The sequence below is a fragment of the Bacillus sp. TH17 genome (assembly GCF_016651125.1).
Classification (GTDB): domain Bacteria; phylum Bacillota; class Bacilli; order Bacillales; family Bacillaceae_G; genus Bacillus_A; species Bacillus_A mycoides.
On sequence record NZ_JAEKEN010000001.1, the window covers coordinates 4722120 to 4747116 of the forward strand.

Below are 24997 nucleotides of genomic sequence, written 5' to 3' on the forward strand. Positions count from 1 at the left end.
AGTCCCCAATGGACAAATGAATGTTCAAGGGAGGAAAAATGAAAAAACTTTTAAATATATGTTTAATTGTATTTGTACTATTTTCACAGTTTATTAGTTTCCCATACAATCAAGCAAAAGCTGAAACGTTAAAGGAAACTTCTTTATTTGACACTGTTGAAATGAAAGATGCAACTGGTCATATTATTGACGAAGCACTAAATCCTAAAAACTTAATAAAGATAGGATCCACCATTCAGTTAGAATATGCTTGGTCAATAAAAGATTCTCAAGTTTTACATGCAAACGATACAGCAGTGCTTCAAATACCACTTGCATTAAAAGTATCTAAAGATACGCAAGGAGATTTGGTGGTTGATCAAAAACATATTGGTCAATATTTTGTGACAGCTAAAGATAACAAACTGAAACTAATATTTAATGATCAAGTAGAAACTTCAAAAGATGCTAAAGGTAAAATTAAACTTGAAACTGTATTTAATCCAACTTTAAAATCCGATACAAAATCAGTTCAAATTGCTTTTCCTTTAGGTACGATGATTCATTCTATATCCGTTCCTGTTCAATTGGAAGATACTAAAGATAAAGAACAACCGGTTAAAGAAGCTGAAAAAGATGTAGCTAAACCTGCTACCGGGAAGCAAGAACAAGATCCAGCTACGCCTGCTACTGAGAATCCGGAACAAAATGCAGCTAACAAATCTGCTGAGAATCCAGAACAAAACACAGCTAGCAAACCTGCTGGAAATCCAGAACAAAACACAGCTAACAAACCTGCTAAGAATCTAGAACAAGACCCAACTAACAAAACTGCTGAGAATCCGGAACAAAATACAGCTAACAAGCCTGCTGAGAATCCGGAACAAGAGTCAGTTAACAACCCTACTGAGAATCCGGATCCATCTCCAAAACAAATAACGGAGAAAATTTTAACAAGTGTAAAATTGACGGACAAGGATGGGAAACCATTTAATAACGATGATAATCGTCCGAGCACAGATTCCCCTGCCAACATTGAGTTTGAATGGGAGCTGTTAAAATCAATGAATGTAAAAAGTGGAGATTACTATATTTTTGATCTTCCGAAACATTTTAAGATTTACAATACAATTAAAAGCCCCTTATATGATGATAAAAATAATGTGATTGGGGAATTTATCGTTACAAAAGATGGGAAAGTCACCATGACATTTAACGAATATGTTGAAACCCATCCAGATGTTGTTGGTAATCTTAAATTAAAAACAGAGTTCAATAAAGACGAAATCAAAGGGACAACAACACAGGAAATTCCTTTCCCAATTAAGGATAAAGATGTTTCTATTACAATTGATTTCAAACCAAATATAGAAACAGCTACGAACAAAAAAGGATTGCCTGATAGACCAATTAATACAAATGAAATTAATTGGACAGTAGAAATGAATAAAACGAAGGATACCCTTACAAACGCTGTTTTCAAAGATAATATTCCACAAGGTACAAGCCTAAATAAAGACTCTATTAAAGTTTATCATTTAGATGTGGATATTAACGGGAACGTAAAACGTGGTGCGGAAGCTGACCCAAGTGAGTACAAAATCGTTTCATCCGATGGTTCAAAATTAGAGATTGCTTTTAAGGATAAAATCAATCAAGCGTATCAAATTGAATATGCAACAAAAATAACCGATGAAAATGCAACGAATTTCAGAAATGATGTCACGATAACAAGCGATAATCAGTCCCAACAAAAAGCAAATGCCACTGTAACTGTATCTCGTGGTACACATTTAGATAAAACAAGTAAATATGATCCCAAGACACAAACAATCGAATGGACAATTACTTACAATGGCGATCAAAGAGATATCAAAAAAACAGATGCGCTTTTAAAAGATATTTTTGACAATACACATGAACTTGATGAAAATTCTATTGTCGTAAAAAATGCTGCTTATGATGATAAAGGAAAACTTGTGACTGGTGATACTGCTAATAATTACACTGTAAACAAAAAGAACAATGGGTTCGATTTACAATTTAATGAAGATATTAACAGTGCTTATGTAATCACTTATAAAACAAAGCCAACTGATAAAGTCATAAAAGATGGAAAAGTCAAAAATACAGTTACCGCAGATAATGGTTCAAGTAAAGAAAATGAGGCTAGCTTCAAGCAGCAAAACATTATTAAATCTAATAATAAAGCTGACACAAACTACAAAGACAAAACAACAACTTGGACAATTATAGTAAATAATAACAACTATCCATTAAACAACGCGACCATTACGGATACCTTTGATCATGGTGGATTGCAATTAAAAGATAAGCAACTAGAAATTAAAGACGGAGATTATACTCTTCAAGCTGAGACTGACTATGTTTTAGATGTGACGGATAAAGGTTTCAAAATTACCCTTATAGGCACATATCAGTCTAATATGACAAAGACATTAGTCGTAAAATATACGACAGACTTTGATTATACAAAATTGGAAAGTGGTAAAACTTCCTTTAAAAATACAGGTAACATATCTTGGATAGATGCAGATTCCAAACCACAATCAAATAAAGATGAAGCAAATTTTGATCCTGATACTTTCACAAAGGCGAATGGATATAAATACGGGTCTTATAACGCCCAAACAAAAGAAATTACTTGGATAATAGGCTTTAATTATAATAATGTTGAGATTAAAGATCCTTATGTTATAGACGTAATAAAAGATAAACAAAAGTTAGTACCAGGATCCATTGAAGTGCGCGATATGATTTTAAATGGAAGTCCTGATAATGCAAGACCTGGTAATGCTGTACCAACTGAGAAATATGAACTTGAAGAACCTACAGATAAAAATAAAAACACCCTAAAGGTTCATTTCAAACAATCAATTAATTCACCTTATTATATTATCTTTAAAACAAGCCTTGATGGTGAGCTTATCCAAGGTACCTACAACAACGAGGCGGAGTTAAAAGATGGCTCTAAAATTGTTAACAATCTTAAAGGTGATGCTCAAGTAAATAAAGGTGGCAGCTTCGTTACAAAAAAAGCTGTGCAAGACGACAACTATATTAATTGGAGTATTGCAATTAACGAAAGCCAATCAACCATTGCAGACGCAGTTGTAACAGACGATCCAACAGACAATCAAGTACTTGTGGAAGATTCATTCCACTTATATCCTACAACTGTTGATCCATATGGAAATTTAACAAAAGATACAGCAAATGAATTAAAACAAGGAACAGATTATAAGTTAACGATCACAACAGACAATAATACTGGAAAGCAGCATTTCGAAATTGCTTTCTTGAAAAAAATTGATCGAGCTTATATTTTAGAATACCGCTCATTTATTAATGCGGACGATAAAGAAAAAGTGAGTAATAAAGCAAAAATCGCAGGTAATAGTTTAACAGTAAAAAATACTGAAACTACTGAAACGATTGAAGTTCGAATGTCTTCCGGTTCGGGCGGAGGATCTGCTACTAAGGGCCGCGGAAACCTTGAAATTATAAAGGTAGATAACGACAATAAGAACGCACCATTGGCCGGAGCAGAATTTACTTTATACGATCGTACAGGGAAAACCATTATCCGTAAAATAACAACAGACAAAGACGGTATCGCTAAGTTTAATAACTTAAAACGCGATAAATATTTATTAAAAGAAACGAAGGCCCCAGCAGGCTATGTAATTAGCTGGGATTTAAAGCAAGGCAGACTTGTTGAACTTGGTTCACAAGAAACGACAACATACAAACTTAGCAATAAGAAATTCGTTGGTAAAGCTGTGCTTACAAAGGTTGATGACCTGAACAATAACGAAACACTTAAAGGTGCAGTTTTCGCCTTACTAGATAGAAATAACAAAGTAATTCCTGGCTACGAAAAATTAACAACTAATGAAAATGGACAAATTACTGTAGATCCATTGAAACCTGGAACTTATCAATTAAAAGAAATCGAAGCTCCAGTTCATTATGATCTAAATAGCCAACCAATCTGGTTTACTATCTCAGAAGATCAAACAACAGTAATTAATGTAACTGCTAAAAATAGTCTGAAGAAGGGTTCAGTCATCTTAACGAAATTTGATGAGAATAAGAAACTTCTTGAAGGTGCCATTTTTAGCTTACAAGACGAAAAAGGTAAAGTAATCCCTGGCTATGAACAATTAACAACAAATAAAGATGGATATATTGAAGTAAAAGACTTACGTCCTGGCAAATATCAATTTGTTGAGACACAAGCTCCTCTTCATTACGTTACAGACCCGACACCTATTAAGTTTGAAATTGAAAAAGGACAAACAAAGGCGGTCTCTGTCAAAGCAGAAAATAACCTAATTAAAGGTGGCGTCACTTTAACGAAAGTTGACGACGTTGAAGAAAATGTAACTCTTGAAGGTGCGGTATTTAAAATTGTCAATGAAAAAGGCGATACAATTCAACAAAACTTAAAAACAGGATCAGATGGAAAGTTAATCGTTAAAAACTTAGAGCCTGGTAAATATAAATTTATCGAAACAGAAGCTCCTAAGTACTATGAATTAAATAAAGAATCGATTGATTTCACTATTGAAAAAAGTCAAACCTCCTTCGTTTCTGTTACTGCAAAGAACAGTTTAACGAAAGGTGACGCTGAATTAGTAAAAGTTGATAACGTTGATAAGAAAGAATCTCTAGAAGGTGCAGTCTTCAAGGTTATTGACGAACACGGAAAAGATGTTCGTACTGACTTAACTACAGATGCTGAAGGGAAAATTAAGGTTTCTGATTTACGTCCTGGCAAATATCAATTTGTTGAAACACAGGCTCCTGAGCATTATAAACTAAGCACAGAACCTATCAACTTCACAATTGAGAAGGGCCAAAAAGAAATCATCACTGTTACAGCAGAAAATCGTTTAGTACCGGGTAATGTTGAACTATTAAAAGTGGATGATGTGGATGGAACTGCTCTTGAAGGAGCAGTCTTCAAGATCGTTGACGAAAACGGAAAAGATGTTCATATGAACCTTATTACTAACAAAGAAGGGAAAATAGCTGTTTCTGGACTACATCCTAGTAAATATCAGTTCATCGAAACAAAAGCTCCTGAACACTATGATTTAAACAAGAAACCGATTGATTTCACTATCGAGAAAAGTCAAACTGCTACAAAATCTATTACAGCTACAAACAGCTTAACTAAAGGCGGTATCGAATTAACGAAAGTAGATTCTTTAAACGATAAAGAAAAACTTGAAGATGCCGTATTTAAAATCGTTAACGACAAAGATGAAGACGTTCATACAAACCTTACTACTGATAAAGAGGGAAAATTAGTAGTAAAAGATTTACGTCCTGGCAAATACAAAATTGTCGAAACAAAAGCTCCTATTTACTACGATGTAAATATAGAGCCTATTGAATTTACAATTGAAAAGAGTCAAAAAGAACTCCTTCCACTTACATTTAAAAATAGCTTGACGAAAGGTAAAGTCAAACTAATTAAAGAAGATGATGTGGAAAGCAATATAACTCTTGCTGGTGCGGTATTCACATTACAAGACGCAACTGGCAAGGAAATTATGAAAGATTTAACAACAGATGAACACGGAATATTAGTTATTCCTGATTTAGCACCAGGGGATTATCAATTTATTGAAACCGCAGCCCCTGAACATTATAAATTAGATCAAACACCTATTAAGTTCACGATTAAAAAAGGTAACGAGGCAGATTTACCTGTACCTGTCACTGTGAAAAATAGTTTACTTACAGGTGGCGTCACTTTAACAAAAGTAGATGACGTTGATGGCACTACACTTGAAGGTGCGGAATTTATAATCGTTGACGCTCATGACACTAAAAAGGTAATTCGCAAAGGCTTAACGACTGATGAGAACGGTATAGTTACCGCTTCTGATTTACGTCCGGGAGATTATCAATTTATTGAAGTAAAAGCTCCAAAAGACTATGACTTAAGCAAAGACCCTATTCCGTTCACTATCGGAAAAAGTCAAAATGAAAATATTACCGTTACTGCTAAAAACAGCTTAACGAAAGGTGCTGTCACTTTAACAAAAATTGATGACATCGATCGTACGATGCTGAAAGGTGCAATCTTTAAAATCGTTGACATGGACGGTAAGGAAGTTCATACAAACCTTGTTACAGACGACAACGGCGAAATTTCTGTTTCTGATTTACGTCCGGGAGACTATCAATTTATTGAAACTCAGGCTCCTGAACATTATGTGTTAGACGGAACACCGATTCCATTTACAATTGAAAGAAGTCAAACGAAAAAGATTACTGTTACAGGTAAGAACACTTTAACAAAAGGTAGCGTTGAATTAACTAAAATTGACGATATTGATATCGATACAAAACTTGCTAACGCTGTATTTAATTTATTAGATGCAGACGGAGAACTAGTTGAAGAAGGCTTAAAAACAAATGATGAAGGAAAAATTGTTGTTGAAAATCTACGTCCTGGTACGTATCAATTCGTTGAGACAACAGCTCCTGAACATTACGATTTAAATAAAAAACCTATCGTATTTACAATTAAGAAAAGCCAAACAGAAACACTTCTTGTTACGGCTACAAATGCTTTAACAAAAGGTGCTGTGGAACTTTCTAAAGTAGATGATGTTGACGGTACTACCCTTGAAGGTGCGGTATTCAAAATTGTTAATATGAACGGTGATGTAATTCGTAAAGACCTTGTTACAAATAAACAAAGTAAAATCGAAATTAACGACCTACGTCCTGGTGATTACCAATTCATTGAAACGAAGGCCCCGAAGCATTACGTTTTAGATGAAACACCTATTGATTTCACTATTGAAAAAGGACAGAAGAAAGCTATTTCTTTAACTGCTAAAAATAGCTTACAACAAGGTAGTATCGAACTACTTAAAGTTGATGATTTAAACGATCAAACAAAACTTGCCGATGCTGTATTTAATTTACTAGATCAAAATGGAAAAGTACTTAAAACAGATTTAAAAACAAACGGTGAAGGGAAAATCGTTGTTGAGAACCTACGTCCTGGTACGTATCAATTTGTTGAAACAACAGCTCCTAAACATTACGATTTAGATAAAAAACCTATCGTATTTACAATTGAGAAAAGCCAAGTAAGTATCGCTACTGTTACTATGAAAAATAGCTTAACAAAAGGCGGCGTGGAACTTTCTAAAGTGGATGACGTCGATGGCACTACTCTTGAGGGCGCAGTATTTAAAATTGTTAATATGAATGACGATGTGATTCGCAAAGATCTTATCACGAATCAACAAGGTAAAATTAGCGTTTCTGACCTGCGTCCTGGTGATTATCAATTCATCGAGACAACAGCGCCGAAACACTACGATTTAAATAAAGAACCAATTCCATTCACAATCGAAAAAGGACAAGCTGAACCTATTTCTGTTACCGCTAAAAACAGTTTAACGAAAGGTGCAGTCGAGCTTTCTAAAGTAGATGATATTGATGGTACTGTCCTTAAAGGTGCTGTATTTAAAATTGTTGATATGAACGGTAATGATGTTCGCACTGATCTTACGACAGATGCATATGGTAAAGTTGCTGTTCCTGATTTACGTCCGGGAGACTACCAGTTTATTGAAACGACAGCCCCTGAACACTATAAATTAAATGATACACCAATTAAATTTGCAGTTAAGAAAAGCCAAAAAGAACAGCTGCAAGTTACTGCTACTAACAGCTTAACTGAAGGTGCTGTAGAGTTAATTAAAGTAGATGATGTAAACCCAGATACAAAACTTTCTGGTGCTGTATTTAACATCGTTGATGCGAATGGTAAAATTGTTCGCACCGATTTAACTACTGACCAAGAAGGAAAAATTTCTGTTTCTAATTTACGCCCAGGAGATTATCAATTCGTTGAAACGAAAGCTCCGAAACATTATGATTTAAATAAAACACCGATCCCTTTCACTATCGAGAAAAGTCAACCAACTCACGTTTCTGTTACTGCTAAAAACGGCCTAACAAAAGGTGGCGCGGAATTAACAAAAGTTGACTCTGTAGATAAGAAAGAAGTACTTGAAGGTGCTGTATTTAAAATTACTGATATGAACGGTAACGACATTCGTACGAATTTAGTTACCAATAAAGACGGAAAAATCATCGCTAAAGACTTACAACCTGGAGACTATCAATTTATTGAAACGAAAGCTCCGAAACATTATGACTTAAATGAAGAACCGATTAAGTTCATAATTGAAAGAAGTCAAACAAAACATGTCTTCGTTACAGCTACGAACAGCTTAACGAAAGGTAGTGTGGAGTTAATTAAAGTTGACGATGTTGAAGAAAACACAACACTTGAAGGTGCGGTATTTAAAATTGTTAATAAGGATGGACACGACGTCCGTACTGATTTAACTACTGATAAAAACGGCCGTTTAGTTGTGGATGAATTACCACCAGGAGACTATGAGTTTATCGAAACAAAAGCTCCTAATCACTATGACTTAAACGAAACACCTATTAAATTCACAGTTAAAAAAGGACAAGAAAAAATCGCTTCCGTTACTGCTAAAAACAGCTTAACAAAAGGCGCTGTGGAACTTTCCAAAGTGGATGACGTTGACGGTTCTGTCCTTAAAGGTGCAGTATTTAAAATCGTTGATATGAACGGAAAAGACGTCCGTTCTGATTTAACTACTGATAAAAATGGAAAAATCTCTGTTTCTGATTTACGTCCGGGAGACTATCAGTTCGTTGAAACAAAGGCTCCTCTGCATTACGACTTAAATCAAAATCCTATCAAGTTTACTGTTGAAAAGAGTCAAACAGCTAAAGCTTCTGTTACCGCTACGAATAGCTTAACGAAGGGCGCTGTTGAATTAACTAAAGTCGACGACGTTGACAACTCTACTCTTGAAGGTGCTATCTTTAAAGTCGTTGATCAAAACGGCAACGATGTTCGTACTGATTTAACTACTAATAAAGATGGGAAAATTAGCGTTTCTGATTTACGTCCAGGAGACTATCAATTCGTTGAAACAAAGGCTCCTACTCATTACGACTTAAATCAAAACCCTATCAAGTTTACTGTTGAAAAGAGTCAAACGGCTAAAGCTTCTGTTACTGCTACTAATAGCTTAACTAAAGGTTCGGTCGAATTAATTAAGCTTGACGACATTGACAGCTCTACTCTTGAAGGTGCTATCTTTAAAGTCGTTGATCAAAGCGGCAATGATGTTCGTACTAATTTAACTACTGATAAAGATGGGAAAATTAGCGTTTCTGATTTACGTCCAGGAGACTATCAATTTATTGAAGTAAAAGCTCCTACTGGCTATGATTTAAGTGCTAAGCCAATTCCTTTCACAATTACGAAGGGACAATCTGGGGTTACCTCTGTTAAAGCTTTAAATAACTTAACAACAGGTTCAATTGAGTTAACTAAAGTTGATATTGATCACCGTGGAACACTTGAAGGTGCCATTTTCAATATCTTAGACCACGATGGAAAAATAATCCGAGAAGGCCTAAAAACAGACCAACACGGTAAATTAATCGTAAATGATTTAAAACCTGGTAATTATCAATTAGTGGAAACAACGGCTCCTGAAGGCTATCAATTAGATGCTTCACCGATAAGCTTTACAATTGAAAAAGCTCAAGCTACACCACTACAAATTACAGTTTCAAATAAGAAGATCGAATCTTCACCAGGTGGAGATGATAAACCAATTACTCCTCCAAATAAAGAGGAGAAACCAGGAAAAGAAACTTCCGAAGAGCTAGAAAAAGGAAATCCTGAGACTCATGGAAAAGAAACTTCCGAAGAACTAGAAAAAGGAAATCCTGAGACTCACGGAAAAGAAACTTCCGAGGAACTAGAAAAAGGAAATCCTGAAACACAGACAAACAAACAGCAAGATGATCGAAATATAGATAAAAAACTTCCAAATACAGGTCATAAAGAAGATCATACACAAGCAGCAGGTATCGTTCTTCTACTAGCTGGATTGTTAAGTATTTTAGCCACAAAACGTAAAAAACATTATAAATAATATGTTTTACAGCCAATCAATTTATTAGTTGATTGGCTGTTTTTTTGTGCAAAAAAGACGATACACAAAGTATCGTCTTTTTAACGGGGTGAGGCTGTCCAAAAGTACGGAAAACTCTTGAACAGCCTCGTATTTTCATATGGATGCCTTACATATATCACTGATGACAATTATGAAATGCGGAAACATAGTTACCATCACATGATTGAAACAAAACAAAAGAAAAGAAACCCTATAACGGATCCCTTTTCCCTACATAATCTAAAGTTTGGGTACACTAGATTCATGCAATGTAGGAGCCTTCAGAACTGAAAGCGATCCTTCATTTAAAATGATAGCATACATATATCCGCTAAAAATATGCAAATGTGCATATAGCATTTTTTATTTCTCAACATATATTTATTGAAAATTCAGACATACAAAAGTAAAATATAGTCGTTATCCGTCTTCTTTTGTCAGTCAGAGAGAATAGAAGAATGGGAGAGGAAAAAATGAGAAAATCACTGAAACAAAAAATAGTAAGCTCCTTGCTTGCTGTATCACTCGCCGTTAGCTTAGCTCCAATCGGACAAGCCAAAGCTGATTCCACGTCAGAAATCACACAGACTTCACCTATCACAAAACAAGTTGATGCAAGCCGCGCCATCGAACATATCCGTTTCTTATCCGAAACAATTGGTCCTCGCCCTGGTGGGACAAAATCAGAAGAATGGGCTTCTCGCTACGTTGGTATGCAGCTTAAATCAATGGGCTATGAAGTAGAATATCAACCATTTCAAGTGCCAGATCAATACGTTGGATTTATTGAATCACCATTATCCACAAAGCGTAATTGGCAAGCTGGCGCTGCTCCAAATGCACTAATTTCTACAGAAGCTGTTACAGCTCCGCTAATCTTTGTTCAAGGTGGTACAAAGTTGGACGATATTCCAAATGAGGTAAACGGAAAAATTGTTTTATTCGAAAGAGGTGCAACAGTAGCAGATTATAATAAACAAGTTGAAAATGCTGTTAGTAAAGGAGCAAAAGGTGTGCTTTTATACAGCTTAATTGGAGGTCGTGGCAACTACTGACAAACCTTCAACCCTCGCTTAACTAAAAAGCAGTCTATCCCTGTCTTTGGTCTTGCTTATGCTCAAGGAAATGCGTTTAAAGAAGAAATTGCTAAAAAAGAGACAACAATGCTTTCCCTAAAAGCGAGACATGAATCTAATTTAACATCCCTAAATGTCATCGCTAAAAAGAAACCAAAAAATAGTACAGGTAATGAAAAAGCTGTTGTTGTAAGTTCACACTATGATAGTGTCGTTGGAGCACCTGGGGCAAATGACAATGCTTCTGGTACAGGATTAGTATTAGAATTAGCTCGTGCTTTTCAAAATGTAGAAACTGATAAAGAAATTCGTTTTATTGCTTTTGGTTCTGAAGAAACTGGCTTACTTGGCTCTGATTATTATGTTAATAGTCTGTCCCAAAAAGAACGCGATCGAATTTTAGGTGTCTTTAACGCAGACATGGTTGCAACAAATTATGATAAAGCAAAGAATTTATATGCAATGACTCCTGATGGATCAACGAACCTTGTAACAGATGCTGCCTTACAAGCAGGTAAACAATTAAATAATGATCTCGTTCTTCAAGGAAAATTCGGCTCTAGTGATCACGTACCATTTGCTGAAGTGGGTATTCCTTCTGCACTATTTATTTGGATGGGTGTCGATAGTTGGAATCCATTAATCTATCATATCGAAAAGGTATATCACACGCCTCAAGATAATGTATTTGAGAACATTTCACCAGAACGTATGAAAATGGCATTAGAAGTTATCGGAACTGGTGTTTATAACACCCTTCAAAAACCTGTTGCTCAAACTGAACAGAAAGCTGCTTAATCATTTAAAAGACCACTGATTTAATTAGTGGTCTTTTATTGAGAAAAAATATATATGCATAAAAGCATATTTTTTCCTATTCATTATCGTATACAATATTAACTGTAACAAAAATGATTACAACTAATAAGGAGGCTTTTCTACTATGAAAAATATGATTTTAGCCGGCGCATTAACTTTAACAGGAATTACTGGCGCTACCGCGTTTATTCCTGAAACAAAAGTCGCTGCTGCCGCTCAAGAACAAAGCTTTACAAAATTTTATTCTTTGCAAACTGGAGCTAGTTCTGAAAAAGAACCTATTTTCCTTCAAAAGGGACAAGAGCTAACAATTCAACCTAACAGCAAAACTCCTAGTTACAGTGTTTATGACTCAAATCATAACCTTATTGGGCGTTATTCTGATGGTTACGGCCGAATTTTCACTGCAAAAACAGATGGAAACATGTACGTTCAATTTCATGCACCTTACGTTTACTATAGTCCTGTTAGCTTTTCTGTTACTTATACTATTCAATAGAAAAGAGGTCCTTTACAGGGCCTCTTTTATTTCTCTTTCCAATTTACTTTTACAAATCCATCTTTCACCATTACACCACTTATATTAAACACATACTTTTCATTTGCTTTTAATGTAACTGTAAAAACACCTTTTTTCGATTCACAGATCTCCTTCAACTCTTTTATCCCTTCCCCTTGTCTTTCGTTTTCGCTAATTTATAGCATAGGGAATATATTTGCTTATATATATCAATTAATTCTTCTACCTTTTCTTCCATCTTAACCCCCCTGTCATTTATATAAGAAGACGCAAATTCTCCTTTTGTTTGATAATTTTTTTATTATCTCCATACAAAAAGGCAATCACAACATCGTGTGATTGCCTTTTATTTAAAGCGAGCTCTGCCTCCTAATCCCTTCCGTCTAAGAACCTTAGCCTTTGGGACTAAACAGCCGCTTCCGCTCTTCTTTATGTCCAGCTCCAGCGGCTAGAATACTCGGTGGCTTCGCGCCTTCCTCCGAGGCAAAGTACGCCTCTCTGTCAGGAGCTCCATCCACCTCCTATTCTAAACGAGCCGCTTCCGCTCTTCTTAATTACATTTTTTCTGGTGCAGATACTCCTACGATTGCTAATGCATTTTGAAGTGTCGTGCGTACTGCTTTCATTAATTCGTAACGAGCTTTACTTAATTCTAAGTTATCTTGGTTTAATACTTTTTCTGCATTGTAGAAGCTGTGTAATGCTGCTGCTAATTCAAATGCATAGCTTGTAATGCGGTGTGGCAGACGCTTTTGCGCTGCATCCGCAACTACAGCTGGGAATTCACCAAGTTTTTTCAGTAACTCTACTTCTTTCTCAGAAGTAACAAGTTTGTAATTCACGTCTCCGCCTGTAGCTAATCCTAACTCTTCACCTTGACGAAGGATACTGCATACACGAGCATGTGCATATTGTGCATAGTATACTGGGTTTTCATTAGATTTTGATACAGCTAAGTCCATATCGAAGTCTAAATGAGAATCACCGCTACGCATTGCGAAGAAGTATCGCATTGCGTCCACGCCTACTTCTTCCATAAGCTCACGAAGTGTAACTGCTTTACCTGTACGCTTACTCATTTTCATTTTTTCACCATTTTGGTACAGTTGTACCATTTGGATGATTTCTACTTCAAGTGTTTCTTTATCGTAACCTAGTGCTTGAATAGCGGCTTTCATACGAGGAATGTAACCGTGGTGGTCAGCACCCCAAATGTTGATTAGCTTATCGAAACCACGCTCTAATTTATCACGATGATAAGCGATATCTGGCGTTAAGTATGTGTAAGAACCGTCATTTTTAATTAATACACGGTTTTTATCGTCACCGTAAGTCATTGAACGGAACCAAGTTGCTCCGCCTTCTTCAAAGATTTCGTCACGTTCTTTTAATACAGCAAGAGCCTGATCAATTTTTCCGTTTTTGTATAATGATGTTTCTGAGAACCACACATCGAAGTTAACACGGAAGCTTGCTAAGTCTTTTTGAAGTTTTGCTAACTCATATTTTAAACCGTATGAACGATAGAATTCATAGCTTTCTTCTGCATCAGCTTTTGCATAACGATCGCCAAACTCTTCAGCTAAGCGTTTACCGATTCCAATGATGTCCGCACCATGGTAACCGTCTTCTGGCATTTCTTTCTCTAAACCTAAAGCTTGCATGTAACGAGCTTCAACAGAAAGAGCTAAGTTATGAATTTGGTTACCAGCATCATTAATGTAGTACTCACGAGATACATCATATCCTGCTTTTGCTAATACGTTACATAAAGTGTCACCTACTGCCGCACCACGTGCATGTCCTAAGTGAAGATCGCCTGTTGGATTCGCAGATACGAACTCAATTTGTACTTTTTCACCTTTACCAGTATTCGTTTCACCGTATGCTTCACCAGCGTTGACGATTGTTGGGATTAAGTCTGTTAAGTAGCTATTATCCATGTAGAAGTTAATGAAACCAGGACCAGCGATTTCAATTTTTTCAATAGAAGCTTTTGCTTTATCGAAGTTTGCAACTAATTCTTCTGCAATCATACGAGGTGCTTTTTTCGCAACGCGTGCAAGTTGCATTGCCATATTTGTAGAGAAGTCACCATTTGTTTTATCTTTTGGAGATTCTAATACAACGTTTGGAATTTGTTCTTCTGTCGCTATTTCTGCCTTTAATACAGCAGCTTGAATTTCTTCTTTAATCAATCCTTTTACTTGTTCTAAAGAATTCATTATTTTGCCTCCTTCAAATTAAGTGTAATTGTATATCTGCCAGCTTCTTGTTCACTTAGAAGCAATGCGTACGTTAAGAAGAGTTGTCCTTTTTTCTTTTCATCCGACCATTTAAAAAGAACGTTATCAGTTTTCGTTTGCAATGCAAACGTACCAAGTTCACTCGTATACGTACCAGTTGTCCATTCACCTTTCACATGCGTCTGACGCATAGAAATAGCACCTGAACGCATAATGAGAACTTGTTCATCTTGAATTTTAATAATTGTTTTCACTTCGCCTTGTTCGTTCGGCTCTTGGAATGTTATATATGTACCTTGACCTTTTACATAGTATTGACCATTTGCTTCAAAAGCAACGGTTTCCTTCCTCGCCCCTTCACGGATTTCTGTTACGAAATGAACGTGTACCGGCAAGCCTGCAAGTTGTTTCTTCACGTCTTGCACACCCTTCAAATGTTATAGATATTAAATACTACTTATAATAAATCACTTTTCCTATCATATCAAAAAAAGACTCTGTCTGTCTGCTGAAAAATCAGGAAAACTCCTTTTCAAAAAATAATTCACCTTCACTTTATTTCATATGTTAAAATATTTTTTAAATCTAAATATTCTTTCATTTCGAGGGGTGAATTTGGTGCTACCAACAAAATTAAAAAAAGGTGATGAAATAAGGGTTATTTCACCATCTTGTAGTTTAAGTATTGTCTCAAATGAAAACAGAGACCTTGCTATAAAAAGATTAACCGACATAGGCTTTCAAGTTACATTCTCAAAATATGCTGATGAGATAGATCGATTCGCTTCCTCTTCTATTTCTTCACGAGTTCAAGACCTCCACGAAGCATTTAGAGATCCTAATGTAAAAACTATTTTGACGACACTTGGCGGATACAACTCTAATGGTTTATTGAAACATCTCAATTATGATTTAATTCGAGAAAATCCGAAAATTTTCTGCGGTTATTCTGATATTACCGCTTTAAGTAACGCGATTTATGCTAAAACAGGCTTAGTTACATATTCAGGTCCTCACTTCTCTTCATTTGGAATGGAGAAAGGGCTCGATTATACGACCGATTACTTTTTAAAGTGCTTAACTTCTCATGAACCTATTGAAATACTACCAGCTGAAACTTGGAGCGATGACTCTTGGTATATGGATCAAGAAAATCGAGAATTTATTAAAAATGAAGGATATGTTTCAATTCAAAAAGGGGAAGCGATGGGAGATATTATTGGTGGCAATATGAGCACATTTAATTTACTGCAAGGTACACCATATATGCCAAGCTTACAGGGCAAAATTTTATTTCTTGAAGAGGATAGTTTAACAGGAAAATCTACCCTAAAAACTTTTGATCGATATTTACATTCTCTTATGCAGCAACCTGACTTTGAACATGTAAAAGGCATTGTTATAGGACGAATGCAAAAAGGAGCAGAATGTATGATAGAGGACATTCAAGAAATGATTGCTTCAAAGCCTGAACTTGCTCATATCCCTATTATTGCGAATGCCAGTTTCGGACATACAACTCCAATCTTCACTTTCCCAATTGGCGGAAGGGCAAAAATCATTTCTAATAAAGAAAGTTCAGCTATCACCATTTTAACGCACTAAAAAAGGAGCGAACGATTCGCTCCTTTTATGGTTTTTCTATTTTTTGCAACGCTTTTTGCGGGATTGATTCTTTCGAGATTTCAGCCCATCCTTTTCCCTGCATACCTTTTGCATAAATTTTTATAAAAGCACCCGTATGCAATTCACGGTTCACCATTCTTTTAATAACTTGTAGCTTTCCATCTTCTGTATACCCTTTAAATGTATACAAATATTCATCTTCTTTTTTCTCACTTTTATCTATAACAGCATAATAATCTTGTATTTCTTTATTTGAAAAGAAGTTGTCTACAAAAGCATGCATACCTTCTGTTTTCGTGTTTAAATAATATGCTGTTCCACCTAAAATAATGGCGAACACAGCTAAAACTTTAATTACCAATTTCATAAATGCGCCTCCTGTTTGCACTGCTTTCTCACTAGCCGTATGTCTATACCTGTATTATACGAAAAAAAGCATACTATACTCTATCGAAATGCCTTACACTTTCCTTACATTATTGTAAGAGTTTTTCACCTTACAGCAATTTCCCAATAAAAAATTTTTCCGTTTAACAAACTTTTATATTATTATTGAATGATACAAATTTTTATTACAAAAATCAAAGGAGACAATTTTCAAATGGCTATCTTGCAAGGTTTAGCACTATTACTTGTTGTACTTTGTCTATTTACACTTTTCAGTTACCGTGCGCCTTACGGAATGAAAGCAATGGGCGCTTTAGCTAATGCAGCAATCGCAAGTTTTCTTATTGAAGCATTTCACCGTTATATTGGTGGAGAAATGTTTCATAATGACTTTTTACAATCAGTAGGAGTAGCTTCTGGTAGCATGAGCGGTGTCGCAGCGGCAATTTTAGTCGCATTAGCAATCGGTGTCTCACCCGTATACGCTGTTTTAATCGGTATAGCTACTAGTGGATTCGGTATTTTACCAGGATTTTTCGCTGGATACGTTTGTGCTTTCGTCGTGAAATTTCTCGAAAAGAAATTACCAGCTGGTGTAGAATTTTTAGCAATTCTATGTATTGCCGCACCAATTTCACGTGGAATGGCCATGCTTATGGATCCACTCGTTAACGCAACACTCGGTAAAATCGGTTCTATGATTTCAGTTGCGACTACAGAAAGTCCTATCATTATGGGTATTATGCTTGGTGGATTAATAACAGTTATTTCTACATCTCCATTAAGTTCTATGGCACTAACTGCAATGCTTGGATTAACTGGTTTACCAATGGCAATTGGTAGTCTTGCGGTAGCAGCTTCTGCCCCAATGAACTTCATTTTCTTTAAACGACTAAAAATCTGTTCAAAGAAAGATACAATCGCCGTGGCAATCGAGCCGTTAACACAGGCCGATGTTGTCTCAGCAAATCCAATTCCTATCTATATGACAAACTTTGTTGGCGGTGCGCTTGCCGGTATTATTACGTCGCTATTCCAGCTCGTTAATAATGCACCAGGGACAGCATCACCAATTCCAGGACTTCTCGTACTGTTCGGATTTAATGATGTAATAAAAGTAACGATTGCTGCCGTATTATGTGGAATCGTTACCACTATTGTTGGATACGTCGGTTCCATTGTGTTCCGCAAATATCCAATCCGTTCTGCTGATGAAATTCGCGGAATTACTTCGGAAGAGAAAGTTGCGTAAAGAAAGGGAGCTATTCTCATCGTTTGAGAATAGCTCTTTTTTATGTCGCTTGACGGTAAGTGAAATTATATTGAACACAACTCCGCATATATCGACTTAAATACTAAATAAGACAATAATAACCTACCTATTAATAAAAGAAGCCGGCTCAAAACACTTTTTGAGTCGGCTTCACTTTTACTTTATCCAGCTACAGCGGCTAGAATGATCGGTGGCTTCGCTTCTCGGTCGAGCGTTCCAATGACCTGCGATTCTGAGCGAGCTGCCTACGCTTTTATTTAACCCAACCGAGCAGCATTTCCCGCACGAATTTGCTTGCTGCGATTGGTGTTTGATCACTATGATCGTAGACTGGAGCTACTTCTACTAAGTCTGCTCCGACTACTTTTATATTTGAATTTGCAATTGCTACGATGGACTCTAATAGTTCTTTAGATGTGATACCTCCAGCTTCTAATGTTCCTGTTCCAGGAGCGTGAGCTGGGTCTAATACGTCGATGTCAATTGTGACATAGACTGGGCGTCCTGCAAGTTTCGGTAATACTTCCTTTAACGGTTCTAATACGTCAAATTTATATAAGTTCATACCTACTTCTTTTGCCCATTCGAATTCTTCCTTCATTCCAGAACGAATACCGAAAGAATATACGTTTTCCGGACCAATTAAATCGCACACTTTACGAATTGGTGTAGAGTGGGATAAAGGCTCTCCCTCATATGACTCACGTAAGTCAGTATGAGCATCCATATGGATGATTGCTAAATCCGGATATTTTTTTGCCATTGCCTTAAAAATTGGCCAAGACACTAAGTGCTCTCCGCCGAGACCTAGTGGAAACTTACCGGCATCTAATAGTTTTGTTACATATTCTTCAATCATGTCTATGCTGCGCTGTGGATTCCCAAATGGTAATGGGATATCACCCGCATCAAAATATTTTACCTCTTCTAGTTCACGATCTAAATACGGACTATATTCTTCAAGACCGATTGATACTTCACGAATACGTGCAGGGCCAAAGCGAGATCCTGGACGGAAACTTACTGTCCAATCCATAGGCATCCCGTAAATAACTGCCTCTGACTCTTCAAAACTTGGATGACTTTTAATAAATACTTTACCTGAATAAGCTTCATCAAAACGCATATTCTTTTCCTCCTTATGTGGAACTTAAGGTATCCCAACCTTTCACTATTTCTCAAATTTGGAGCGCATTGCTCCTCTTTCTCGATTTACCTGGGCCTTCTTGTTATCACAAGAAGACTACTTCATTTGTAGCAGTGTAAGTAACTAGCATGTTCAAGCCTTCTAGACAAACACCTTAAATGAGTTACTTACACTTTATTTATTTCAATTTAACGCTCTTACTTAATTAAATCGCCAACAAATTTCGGTAATGCGAATGCTGCATTGTGTAATTCTTTTGTGTAATATTTCGTTTCGATTTCATGGAAACGCTCTTCACTTACTTCTAATGGATCATGTTTTTTAGATCCGATTGTGAACGTCCAAAGTCCACTTGGATACGTCGGAATGTTCGCTGTGTATAGACGAGTAATTTGGAAAATCTCTTTTACGTCTTTAAACACAGTTGTAATTAGTTCTGGTGTAAACCAAGGGTTGTCCGTTTGAGCAACGAAAATACCATCTTCTTTTAACGCTTTAGAAATTCCAGCGTAGAAGCCTTTTGTAAATAGGTTTACTGCTGGGCCTACTGGCTCAGTAGAATCTACCATAATTACGTCATATTCATTTTCGCTTTCTGCGATGTGTAGGAAACCGTCTCCTACTTTTACTTCTACACGCTCATCATCTAATGCGCCTGCAATTAATGGTAAGTATTGTTTAGAGTACTCAATTACTTTTCCATCAATTTCAACAAGAGTTGCTTTCTTTACACTTGGGTGTTTTAATACTTCACGAATAACACCACCATCGCCACCACCTACTACTAATACGTTTTCAGGGTTTGGATGTGTAAATAAAGGTACGTGCGCTACCATTTCATGATAAACGAACTCGTCCTTTTCTGTTGTCATAACCATGCCATCTAAAATAAGCATGTTTCCGAACTCTTCCGTTTCAACCATATCAAGTTTTTGGAATTCTGTTTGCTCCGTATGTAATGTGCGGTTAATACGCGCCGTAATTCCAAAATGCTTTGTTTGTTTTTCAGTGAACCATAGTTCCATCGTACAATCACGCCTTTCAATGCAAATTTATAATAGGGACATCATTAATGTCCCCTAACAAAAATAAAACAAAACATCCAAAAAGTATAGTTAAAAGTACAAAAATACCGAAAATATATTTTAGTCAGAGGGTTCTAACATATATGTGAAAAGGGATTGCTCTGTAATAGGAAAGAAAACCCTTTCTTAAGAAAGGGTTTTTGTCTCTATTTCTACCGGTTTACGAATCGGAATTAAGATCATTACGCAACCAACTAACACAACAATTCCACCGACTAAAAACGGACTTTGTGGTGAAACTGTATGACCGATGACCCCTGATAAAATTGGAGCAATCGCGCCTCCTAACCAACGAACGAAGTTATAAACACCTGATGTAACAGATCTTTCATAAGGTGAAATATCCATTACATAACTAGTAAATAACGCGTTATTTAAGCCTGATGCTAATCCTGATAGAACGATTAACACGATTTGTAACCACATGATTTTAACGAAGAATAGTGCAATTAAGAAAATCGCAAATACAAGTAAACTACCTTTTAACAATGTTTTTGGTTCATATTTACCTTCTAGCTTATGCGCTAAAATTGCTGATCCGTAAGCTAATGCTAATCCCCATCCGCAAAATACAAATCCTAATTGAATAGCAGATAAATGCATAATAAGTGGTGAATATGCTAACACGACGAAAAATCCGTAGTAATATAACATCCCCGAAATGGCACCTTGCATAAACGGTTTATACTTCACCAGGTTAAGTAATTCACCTACGCCTGCTGCTTTACGCTTCACTTTTCGCTCCGGTTCTTTTACAAAAAAGAAAACTAAAATAAATGCTAAAGAAATTAAAATACTCGTCGCAAAAAATGGGTAACGCCAAGAATGTCCACCTAATATACCACCTAACAATGGGCCACCTGCCATCCCTAAACCGATAGCTGCTTCATATAATCCTACTGCTTCATGAACTTCTTTACTTAATGCAATTAATAATGTCATCGCCGTTGCGAAGAACATCGCATTTCCTAATCCCCACCCCGCGCGGAAAAGAGATAATTGAGCAATCGTTTGCGATATACCACATATAAATGCAAATACAGTTACAATCGCAAGACCGATCGTCATCATTCGTTTATCACCAAATCTTGATGCAAATATTCCAGCTGGTAACATCATAATTGCCATCGTTAGAATATAAGCTGTAAATAACATCTCGACTTGCCAATGCGAAGCACCAATTTGTTCAGCAATACTTGGTAAAATTGGGTCGACTACTCCTATACCTGAAAAGGCAAGAAAGGTAGCCACCACTGTAATCAATCTCCCTAATTTTTGTTTGCTCTCCATTTTGATTACTCTCCTTTTGTATTCTCTAAAAATGTAACTGCACGGCTTAAACTATCCTCTAGCTCTGCCTTAACACGCTGCATTTGCTCCATTTTTTCGTCTAACGTTTGCACTTGTTTTTCAAGCATCTCTTTAATTTCTTGAATCACTTCACGGTCACGCGGATTCTCACTATTTCTTCTTTGTTCCATTCTTTCTTTTAACGATAAGAAATGTTGCATTTCTTGAAGCGTAATTCCTAGTACTTCTTTCGCTTCCACAATCCTTTTAATTCTCGCAATGTCCTCGTCTGTATACAGGCGAATGTTCCCTTCACTGCGTTCTGGGGGATGAATTAAACCAATTTCCTCATAATAACGAAGTGTACGCTTTGTTAAACCAACTTGCTTTGTTACTTCATCAATTTTATACATGTGTATTCCTCCCTTCACCGATTATTACATTTTACGTTAACGTTAACTTTTGTGCAACTGTTATACTTTTGTAAATGTTTGTCATATGAATTGTATTTTTCTCAAAGCAGTTTCATAATGAAAGAAAAGAGATGATAAGGAGATTTTCACATGAATAAACCACTTATTTTCGCTCACCGCGGGGTAAAAGGAACACACCCAGAAAATACGATGATTGCCTTCCAAGAGGCTGAACGCATTAGTGCTCACGGAATTGAACTTGATGTTCATCTATCAAAAGATGGTGAACTAGTTGTTGTTCATGATGAAACGGTGGACCGCACAACAAATGGCGTGGGACTTGTTTCTGAGAAAACTGTAGAGGAATTACAAGCTTTAGATGCTGGTAGCCATAAAGATCCTTCTTTCCATGAGGCGAAAATCCCAACATTACGAGAAGTATTTATTTGGCTCTCTACAACAAATTTACAACTTAACATTGAATTAAAAACAGATGTTCTTCATTATCCAAATATTGAAGAAAAAGTTGTTGCTCTTGTTCGTGAATATCATCTATCCAATCAAATTGCATTTTCATCATTTAACCACGATTCCGTTTCATTATTAGCAGAAATTGCTCCAGAAATTCCAAGAGCGATTTTGTACGATACACCACTTGCAGATCCTATTGCTGAAGCAAAAAAACATGGGGCAACTGGATTACATCCAAACTTTCAATTATTAACGAAAGAGTTTGTCCAATTAGCACAGGGGCAAGGATACGTTTTTCGTCCTTACACCATTAATGAATATAAAGATTTACAAACTATGATTGACTATGGTGTAGATGTCATCATTACCGATTGGCCAGCACGTGCCTTTGAGCTCCTTTCTTAATTGAAGGGGCTTTTTTGTTTTCAAAATTTCATTGTTTAAAATAAACGAAAACCCTCAATACTAATACAATAATGCTTGTATTAATGAGGGGCTGAAAAAGATGGATCAAACTATGAATCCAAAACTTAAAAAATATAAACGTCTTTTCTTCACCGTAATGTTTTCTTGTGTTCTTTTTTTCGTTTTTTCCTTTTTTATTATCATTATAGCTGCAAAAATTATGGGGCCTCCCCCTGTTGCAGTGCCGCAAACGAGTGTCTTTTACGCTAATGATGACACTGTTATAGGACAAAGTAATGAAACACAAAAGCGCTATAATGTATCTCTTGATGAAATTTCTCCTTATGTAAAAAAGGCAACACTATCTATTGAAGATCAACGATTCTACAAACATCATGGATTTGATATAAAGCGCATTGTTGGTGCCATTGTTGCCGATTTAAAAGCAATGGCAAAAGTACAAGGTGCTAGTACTATTACACAACAGTATGCTCGTAACCTATACTTAGATCATGATAAAACGTGGAAGCGTAAACTATTAGAGGCAATGTATACCGTTCGCCTTGAAGTGAACTATAATAAAAATCATATTTTAGAAGGATATTTAAATACAATTTATTACGGGCATGGTGCTTACGGAATCGAAGCTGCTTCTCGCCTGTATTTCGATAAAACTGCAAAAGAATTAACATTAGCAGAAGCTAGTATGCTCGCAGGCATTCCGAAAGGACCTAGCTTTTACTCTCCCTTTTTAAAAGAGGAGCGTGCTAAAGGGCGTCAATCTCTCATACTAGATGAAATGGTAGAACAAGGTTATATTACAAAACAGCAAGCTGCCTCGGCAAAAAAGGAACCGCTAACTTTCGCCTCATTAGATACGAAAAAAGTGGCAGAGGTCGCGCCTTATTTCCAAGATGCTGTACAAGCTTCTCTTCTTCGTGATATCGGATTAGATGAGCAAGCCTTACAGCGAGGCGGCTTACGTATTTATACAACGCTAGACCCTAAATTACAATCTGTAGCAGAGCAAGCTGTAAAAAATCATATACCTGAAACAACAAACATCCAAACTGCCCTCGTCTCTATGAATCCAAAAACGGGTGAAGTGGCTGCCCTTGTTGGTGGAACTGATTATAATACGAGTCAATTTAACAGAGCTACACAAGCCACTCGTCAGCCCGGCTCTACATTTAAGCCATTCCTATATTACGCAGCCTTAGAACGAGGATTCACCCCTGCTACGCGCTTAAAAAGCGAATACACTGTATTCACTTTAGGTGACGGTGTTTCCAAATATAAACCGAAAAATTATAAAAACTATTATGCAGACGACTTTGTGACAATGGCACAAGCACTCGCTGTTTCTGATAACGTATATGCTGTGAAGACAAATCTATTTTTAGGCGAAGACATTCTTACAAAAACAGCGAAGCAATTCGGTATTACTAGCGCATTAAAAGATGTTCCGTCTCTTGCTCTCGGCACATCTCCTGTAAAACCAATTGAAATGGTCAATGCTTATAGCATGTTTGCAAACGGCGGGAAAGAAGTAAAACCAATCTTTATAAGGCGCATCGTTGATCATGAAGGAAATATGCTATACGATGCTCATTTAGAAAGTAAACAAGTTCTAGATAAAAGCAAAGCCTTTGTGATGGAAGAAATGATGGCAGGTATGTTTAATAAAAAACTAAGCAGTTATGCCGCTGTGACCGGTCAATCGATGTTATCAAAACTATCAAGAACATATGCTGGAAAGTCTGGTTCTACAGAAACTGATAGTTGGATGATTGGATTTACCCCACAACTTGTAACAGGGGTTTGGATTGGATACGATCAACCTAAATCCATTTCAAACGTAGCAGAACAAGGATACGCAAAAAAAATATGGACCGATACAATGGAAAAAGGATTAGATGGACAGCCTAAACAAGAGTTCAAACAACCAGCAGATGTTGTTGCAGTCGATGTTAATCCTGAAAACGGTAAGATTGCTACAAAAAATTGTCCCATTTCTGTGAAAATGTATTTCGCAAAAGGTACAGAGCCAACAGAGTATTGTATGGATCACGTTGATGATAAGGAAGAGTTCGAAAAGGTTAGTGAAGAGAAGAAAAAGACGGGTTGGTGGAAAAAATATCTCCCGTGGTAAAAAAATAGCTGACGGAAATCCGTCAGCTATTT

The 24997-nt window shown here is 36.4% G+C and carries 13 protein-coding genes and 2 pseudogenes; 7 read left to right on the forward strand and 8 right to left on the reverse strand.

Features of this window, described 5'->3' with window-relative positions; all coding sequences use genetic code 11:
• Nucleotides 1-38: 38 nt before the first annotated feature.
• From JFT95_RS24340 to JFT95_RS24350, 3 genes and pseudogenes are all read left to right on the forward strand, one after another.
• The gene (locus tag JFT95_RS24340; RefSeq protein ID WP_201053448.1) at nt 39-10034 is read left to right on the forward strand and encodes a SpaA isopeptide-forming pilin-related protein; all 9996 of its coding nucleotides are present in this window, start codon (nt 39-41) and stop codon (nt 10032-10034) included.
• 494 nt (nt 10035-10528) lie between these two features.
• Nucleotides 10529-11929, forward strand: a pseudogene (locus JFT95_RS24345) (M28 family metallopeptidase).
• 145 nt (nt 11930-12074) lie between these two features.
• Complete coding sequence (locus JFT95_RS24350; protein ID WP_201053450.1) at nt 12075-12449, forward strand: hypothetical protein; 375 nt, start codon at nt 12075-12077, stop codon at nt 12447-12449.
• A 26-nt stretch (nt 12450-12475) separates the two neighbouring features.
• Here the strand turns inward: JFT95_RS24350 and JFT95_RS24355 are convergent.
• From JFT95_RS24355 to JFT95_RS24370, 3 genes and pseudogenes are all read right to left on the reverse strand, one after another.
• Nucleotides 12476-12634: pseudogene (locus tag JFT95_RS24355) on the reverse strand (anti-sigma factor); the annotation flags it as partial.
• 390 nt (nt 12635-13024) lie between these two features.
• Entirely contained in the window at nt 13025-14695 is a 1671-nt protein-coding gene (argS, locus tag JFT95_RS24365; RefSeq protein ID WP_002138988.1) for an arginine--tRNA ligase, read from the reverse strand.
• Nucleotides 14695-15132: a YwiB family protein gene (locus tag JFT95_RS24370; protein ID WP_002089794.1), complete on the reverse strand. Its 438-nt coding sequence runs from the start codon at nt 15130-15132 to the stop codon at nt 14695-14697. Before JFT95_RS24370 ends, argS begins: the two co-directional genes overlap by 1 nt.
• 148 nt (nt 15133-15280) lie before the next feature.
• Between JFT95_RS24370 and JFT95_RS24375 the strand changes: the two genes are divergently transcribed.
• Nucleotides 15281-16321, forward strand: coding sequence for a S66 family peptidase (locus tag JFT95_RS24375; RefSeq protein ID WP_201053451.1), 1041 nt, complete (start codon nt 15281-15283; stop codon nt 16319-16321).
• Between the two features lie 25 nt (nt 16322-16346).
• Here JFT95_RS24375 and JFT95_RS24380 read toward each other — a convergent pair whose 3' ends face one another.
• Nucleotides 16347-16709 carry a YxeA family protein gene (locus JFT95_RS24380; protein ID WP_201053452.1) on the reverse strand — a complete coding sequence of 121 codons (363 nt, stop codon included), beginning with the start codon at nt 16707-16709 and terminating at the stop codon, nt 16347-16349.
• 234 nt (nt 16710-16943) lie between these two features.
• On the opposite strand from JFT95_RS24380, the gene JFT95_RS24385 reads away from it, so the two are divergent.
• On the forward strand, nt 16944-17981 hold the full coding sequence (locus JFT95_RS24385) for a PTS sugar transporter subunit IIC (protein WP_002016349.1): 1038 nt from the start codon (nt 16944-16946) through the stop codon (nt 17979-17981).
• Nucleotides 17982-18255: 274 nt separating this feature from the next.
• Here the strand turns inward: JFT95_RS24385 and speB are convergent, their stop codons facing one another.
• The 4 genes from speB to JFT95_RS24405 form a co-directional block, all read right to left on the reverse strand.
• Nucleotides 18256-19128, reverse strand: a complete 873-nt coding sequence (gene speB, locus JFT95_RS24390) for an agmatinase (protein ID WP_002016350.1) — start codon at nt 19126-19128, stop codon at nt 18256-18258.
• A gap of 218 nt (nt 19129-19346) precedes the next feature.
• A complete protein-coding gene (speE, locus tag JFT95_RS24395; RefSeq protein ID WP_201053453.1) occupies nt 19347-20174 on the reverse strand; it encodes a polyamine aminopropyltransferase in 828 nt (275 codons plus the stop codon).
• 186 nt (nt 20175-20360) lie between these two features.
• Nucleotides 20361-21524, reverse strand: coding sequence for an MFS transporter (locus tag JFT95_RS24400; RefSeq protein WP_002016352.1), 1164 nt, complete (start codon nt 21522-21524; stop codon nt 20361-20363).
• Nucleotides 21525-21529: 5 nt separating this feature from the next.
• A complete protein-coding gene (locus JFT95_RS24405; protein ID WP_002016353.1) occupies nt 21530-21937 on the reverse strand; it encodes a MerR family transcriptional regulator in 408 nt (135 codons plus the stop codon).
• A gap of 150 nt (nt 21938-22087) precedes the next feature.
• Here JFT95_RS24405 and JFT95_RS24410 point away from each other — a divergent pair, with 150 nt between their 5' ends.
• Both JFT95_RS24410 and JFT95_RS24415 read left to right on the forward strand, forming a co-directional pair.
• A complete protein-coding gene (locus JFT95_RS24410) occupies nt 22088-22813 on the forward strand; it encodes a glycerophosphodiester phosphodiesterase (RefSeq protein ID WP_201053454.1) in 726 nt (241 codons plus the stop codon).
• Between the two features lie 100 nt (nt 22814-22913).
• On the forward strand, nt 22914-24965 hold the full coding sequence (locus JFT95_RS24415) for a transglycosylase domain-containing protein (protein WP_201053455.1): 2052 nt from the start codon (nt 22914-22916) through the stop codon (nt 24963-24965).
• Nucleotides 24966-24997: the final 32 nt, after the last annotated feature.

Excerpts from the sequence above, each read along its gene's own strand:
- JFT95_RS24375 (WP_201053451.1), top strand. The coding sequence starts at position 15,281 with ATGTTAAAATATTTTTTAAATCTAAATATTCTTTCATTTCGAGGGGTG.
- JFT95_RS24340 (WP_201053448.1), top strand. The coding sequence starts at position 39 with ATGAAAAAACTTTTAAATATATGTTTAATTGTATTTGTACTATTTTCA.
- JFT95_RS24350 (WP_201053450.1), top strand. The coding sequence starts at position 12,075 with ATGAAAAATATGATTTTAGCCGGCGCATTAACTTTAACAGGAATTACT.
- JFT95_RS24400 (WP_002016352.1), bottom strand. The coding sequence starts at position 21,524 with ATGGAGAGCAAACAAAAATTAGGGAGATTGATTACAGTGGTGGCTACC.
- JFT95_RS24380 (WP_201053452.1), bottom strand. The coding sequence starts at position 16,709 with ATGAAATTGGTAATTAAAGTTTTAGCTGTGTTCGCCATTATTTTAGGT.
- JFT95_RS24405 (WP_002016353.1), bottom strand. The coding sequence starts at position 21,937 with ATGTATAAAATTGATGAAGTAACAAAGCAAGTTGGTTTAACAAAGCGT.
- argS (WP_002138988.1), bottom strand. The coding sequence starts at position 14,695 with ATGAATTCTTTAGAACAAGTAAAAGGATTGATTAAAGAAGAAATTCAA.
- speB (WP_002016350.1), bottom strand. The coding sequence starts at position 19,128 with ATGCGTTTTGATGAAGCTTATTCAGGTAAAGTATTTATTAAAAGTCAT.
- JFT95_RS24415 (WP_201053455.1), top strand. The coding sequence starts at position 22,914 with ATGGATCAAACTATGAATCCAAAACTTAAAAAATATAAACGTCTTTTC.
- JFT95_RS24385 (WP_002016349.1), top strand. The coding sequence starts at position 16,944 with ATGGCTATCTTGCAAGGTTTAGCACTATTACTTGTTGTACTTTGTCTA.
- speE (WP_201053453.1), bottom strand. The coding sequence starts at position 20,174 with ATGGAACTATGGTTCACTGAAAAACAAACAAAGCATTTTGGAATTACG.
- JFT95_RS24410 (WP_201053454.1), top strand. The coding sequence starts at position 22,088 with ATGAATAAACCACTTATTTTCGCTCACCGCGGGGTAAAAGGAACACAC.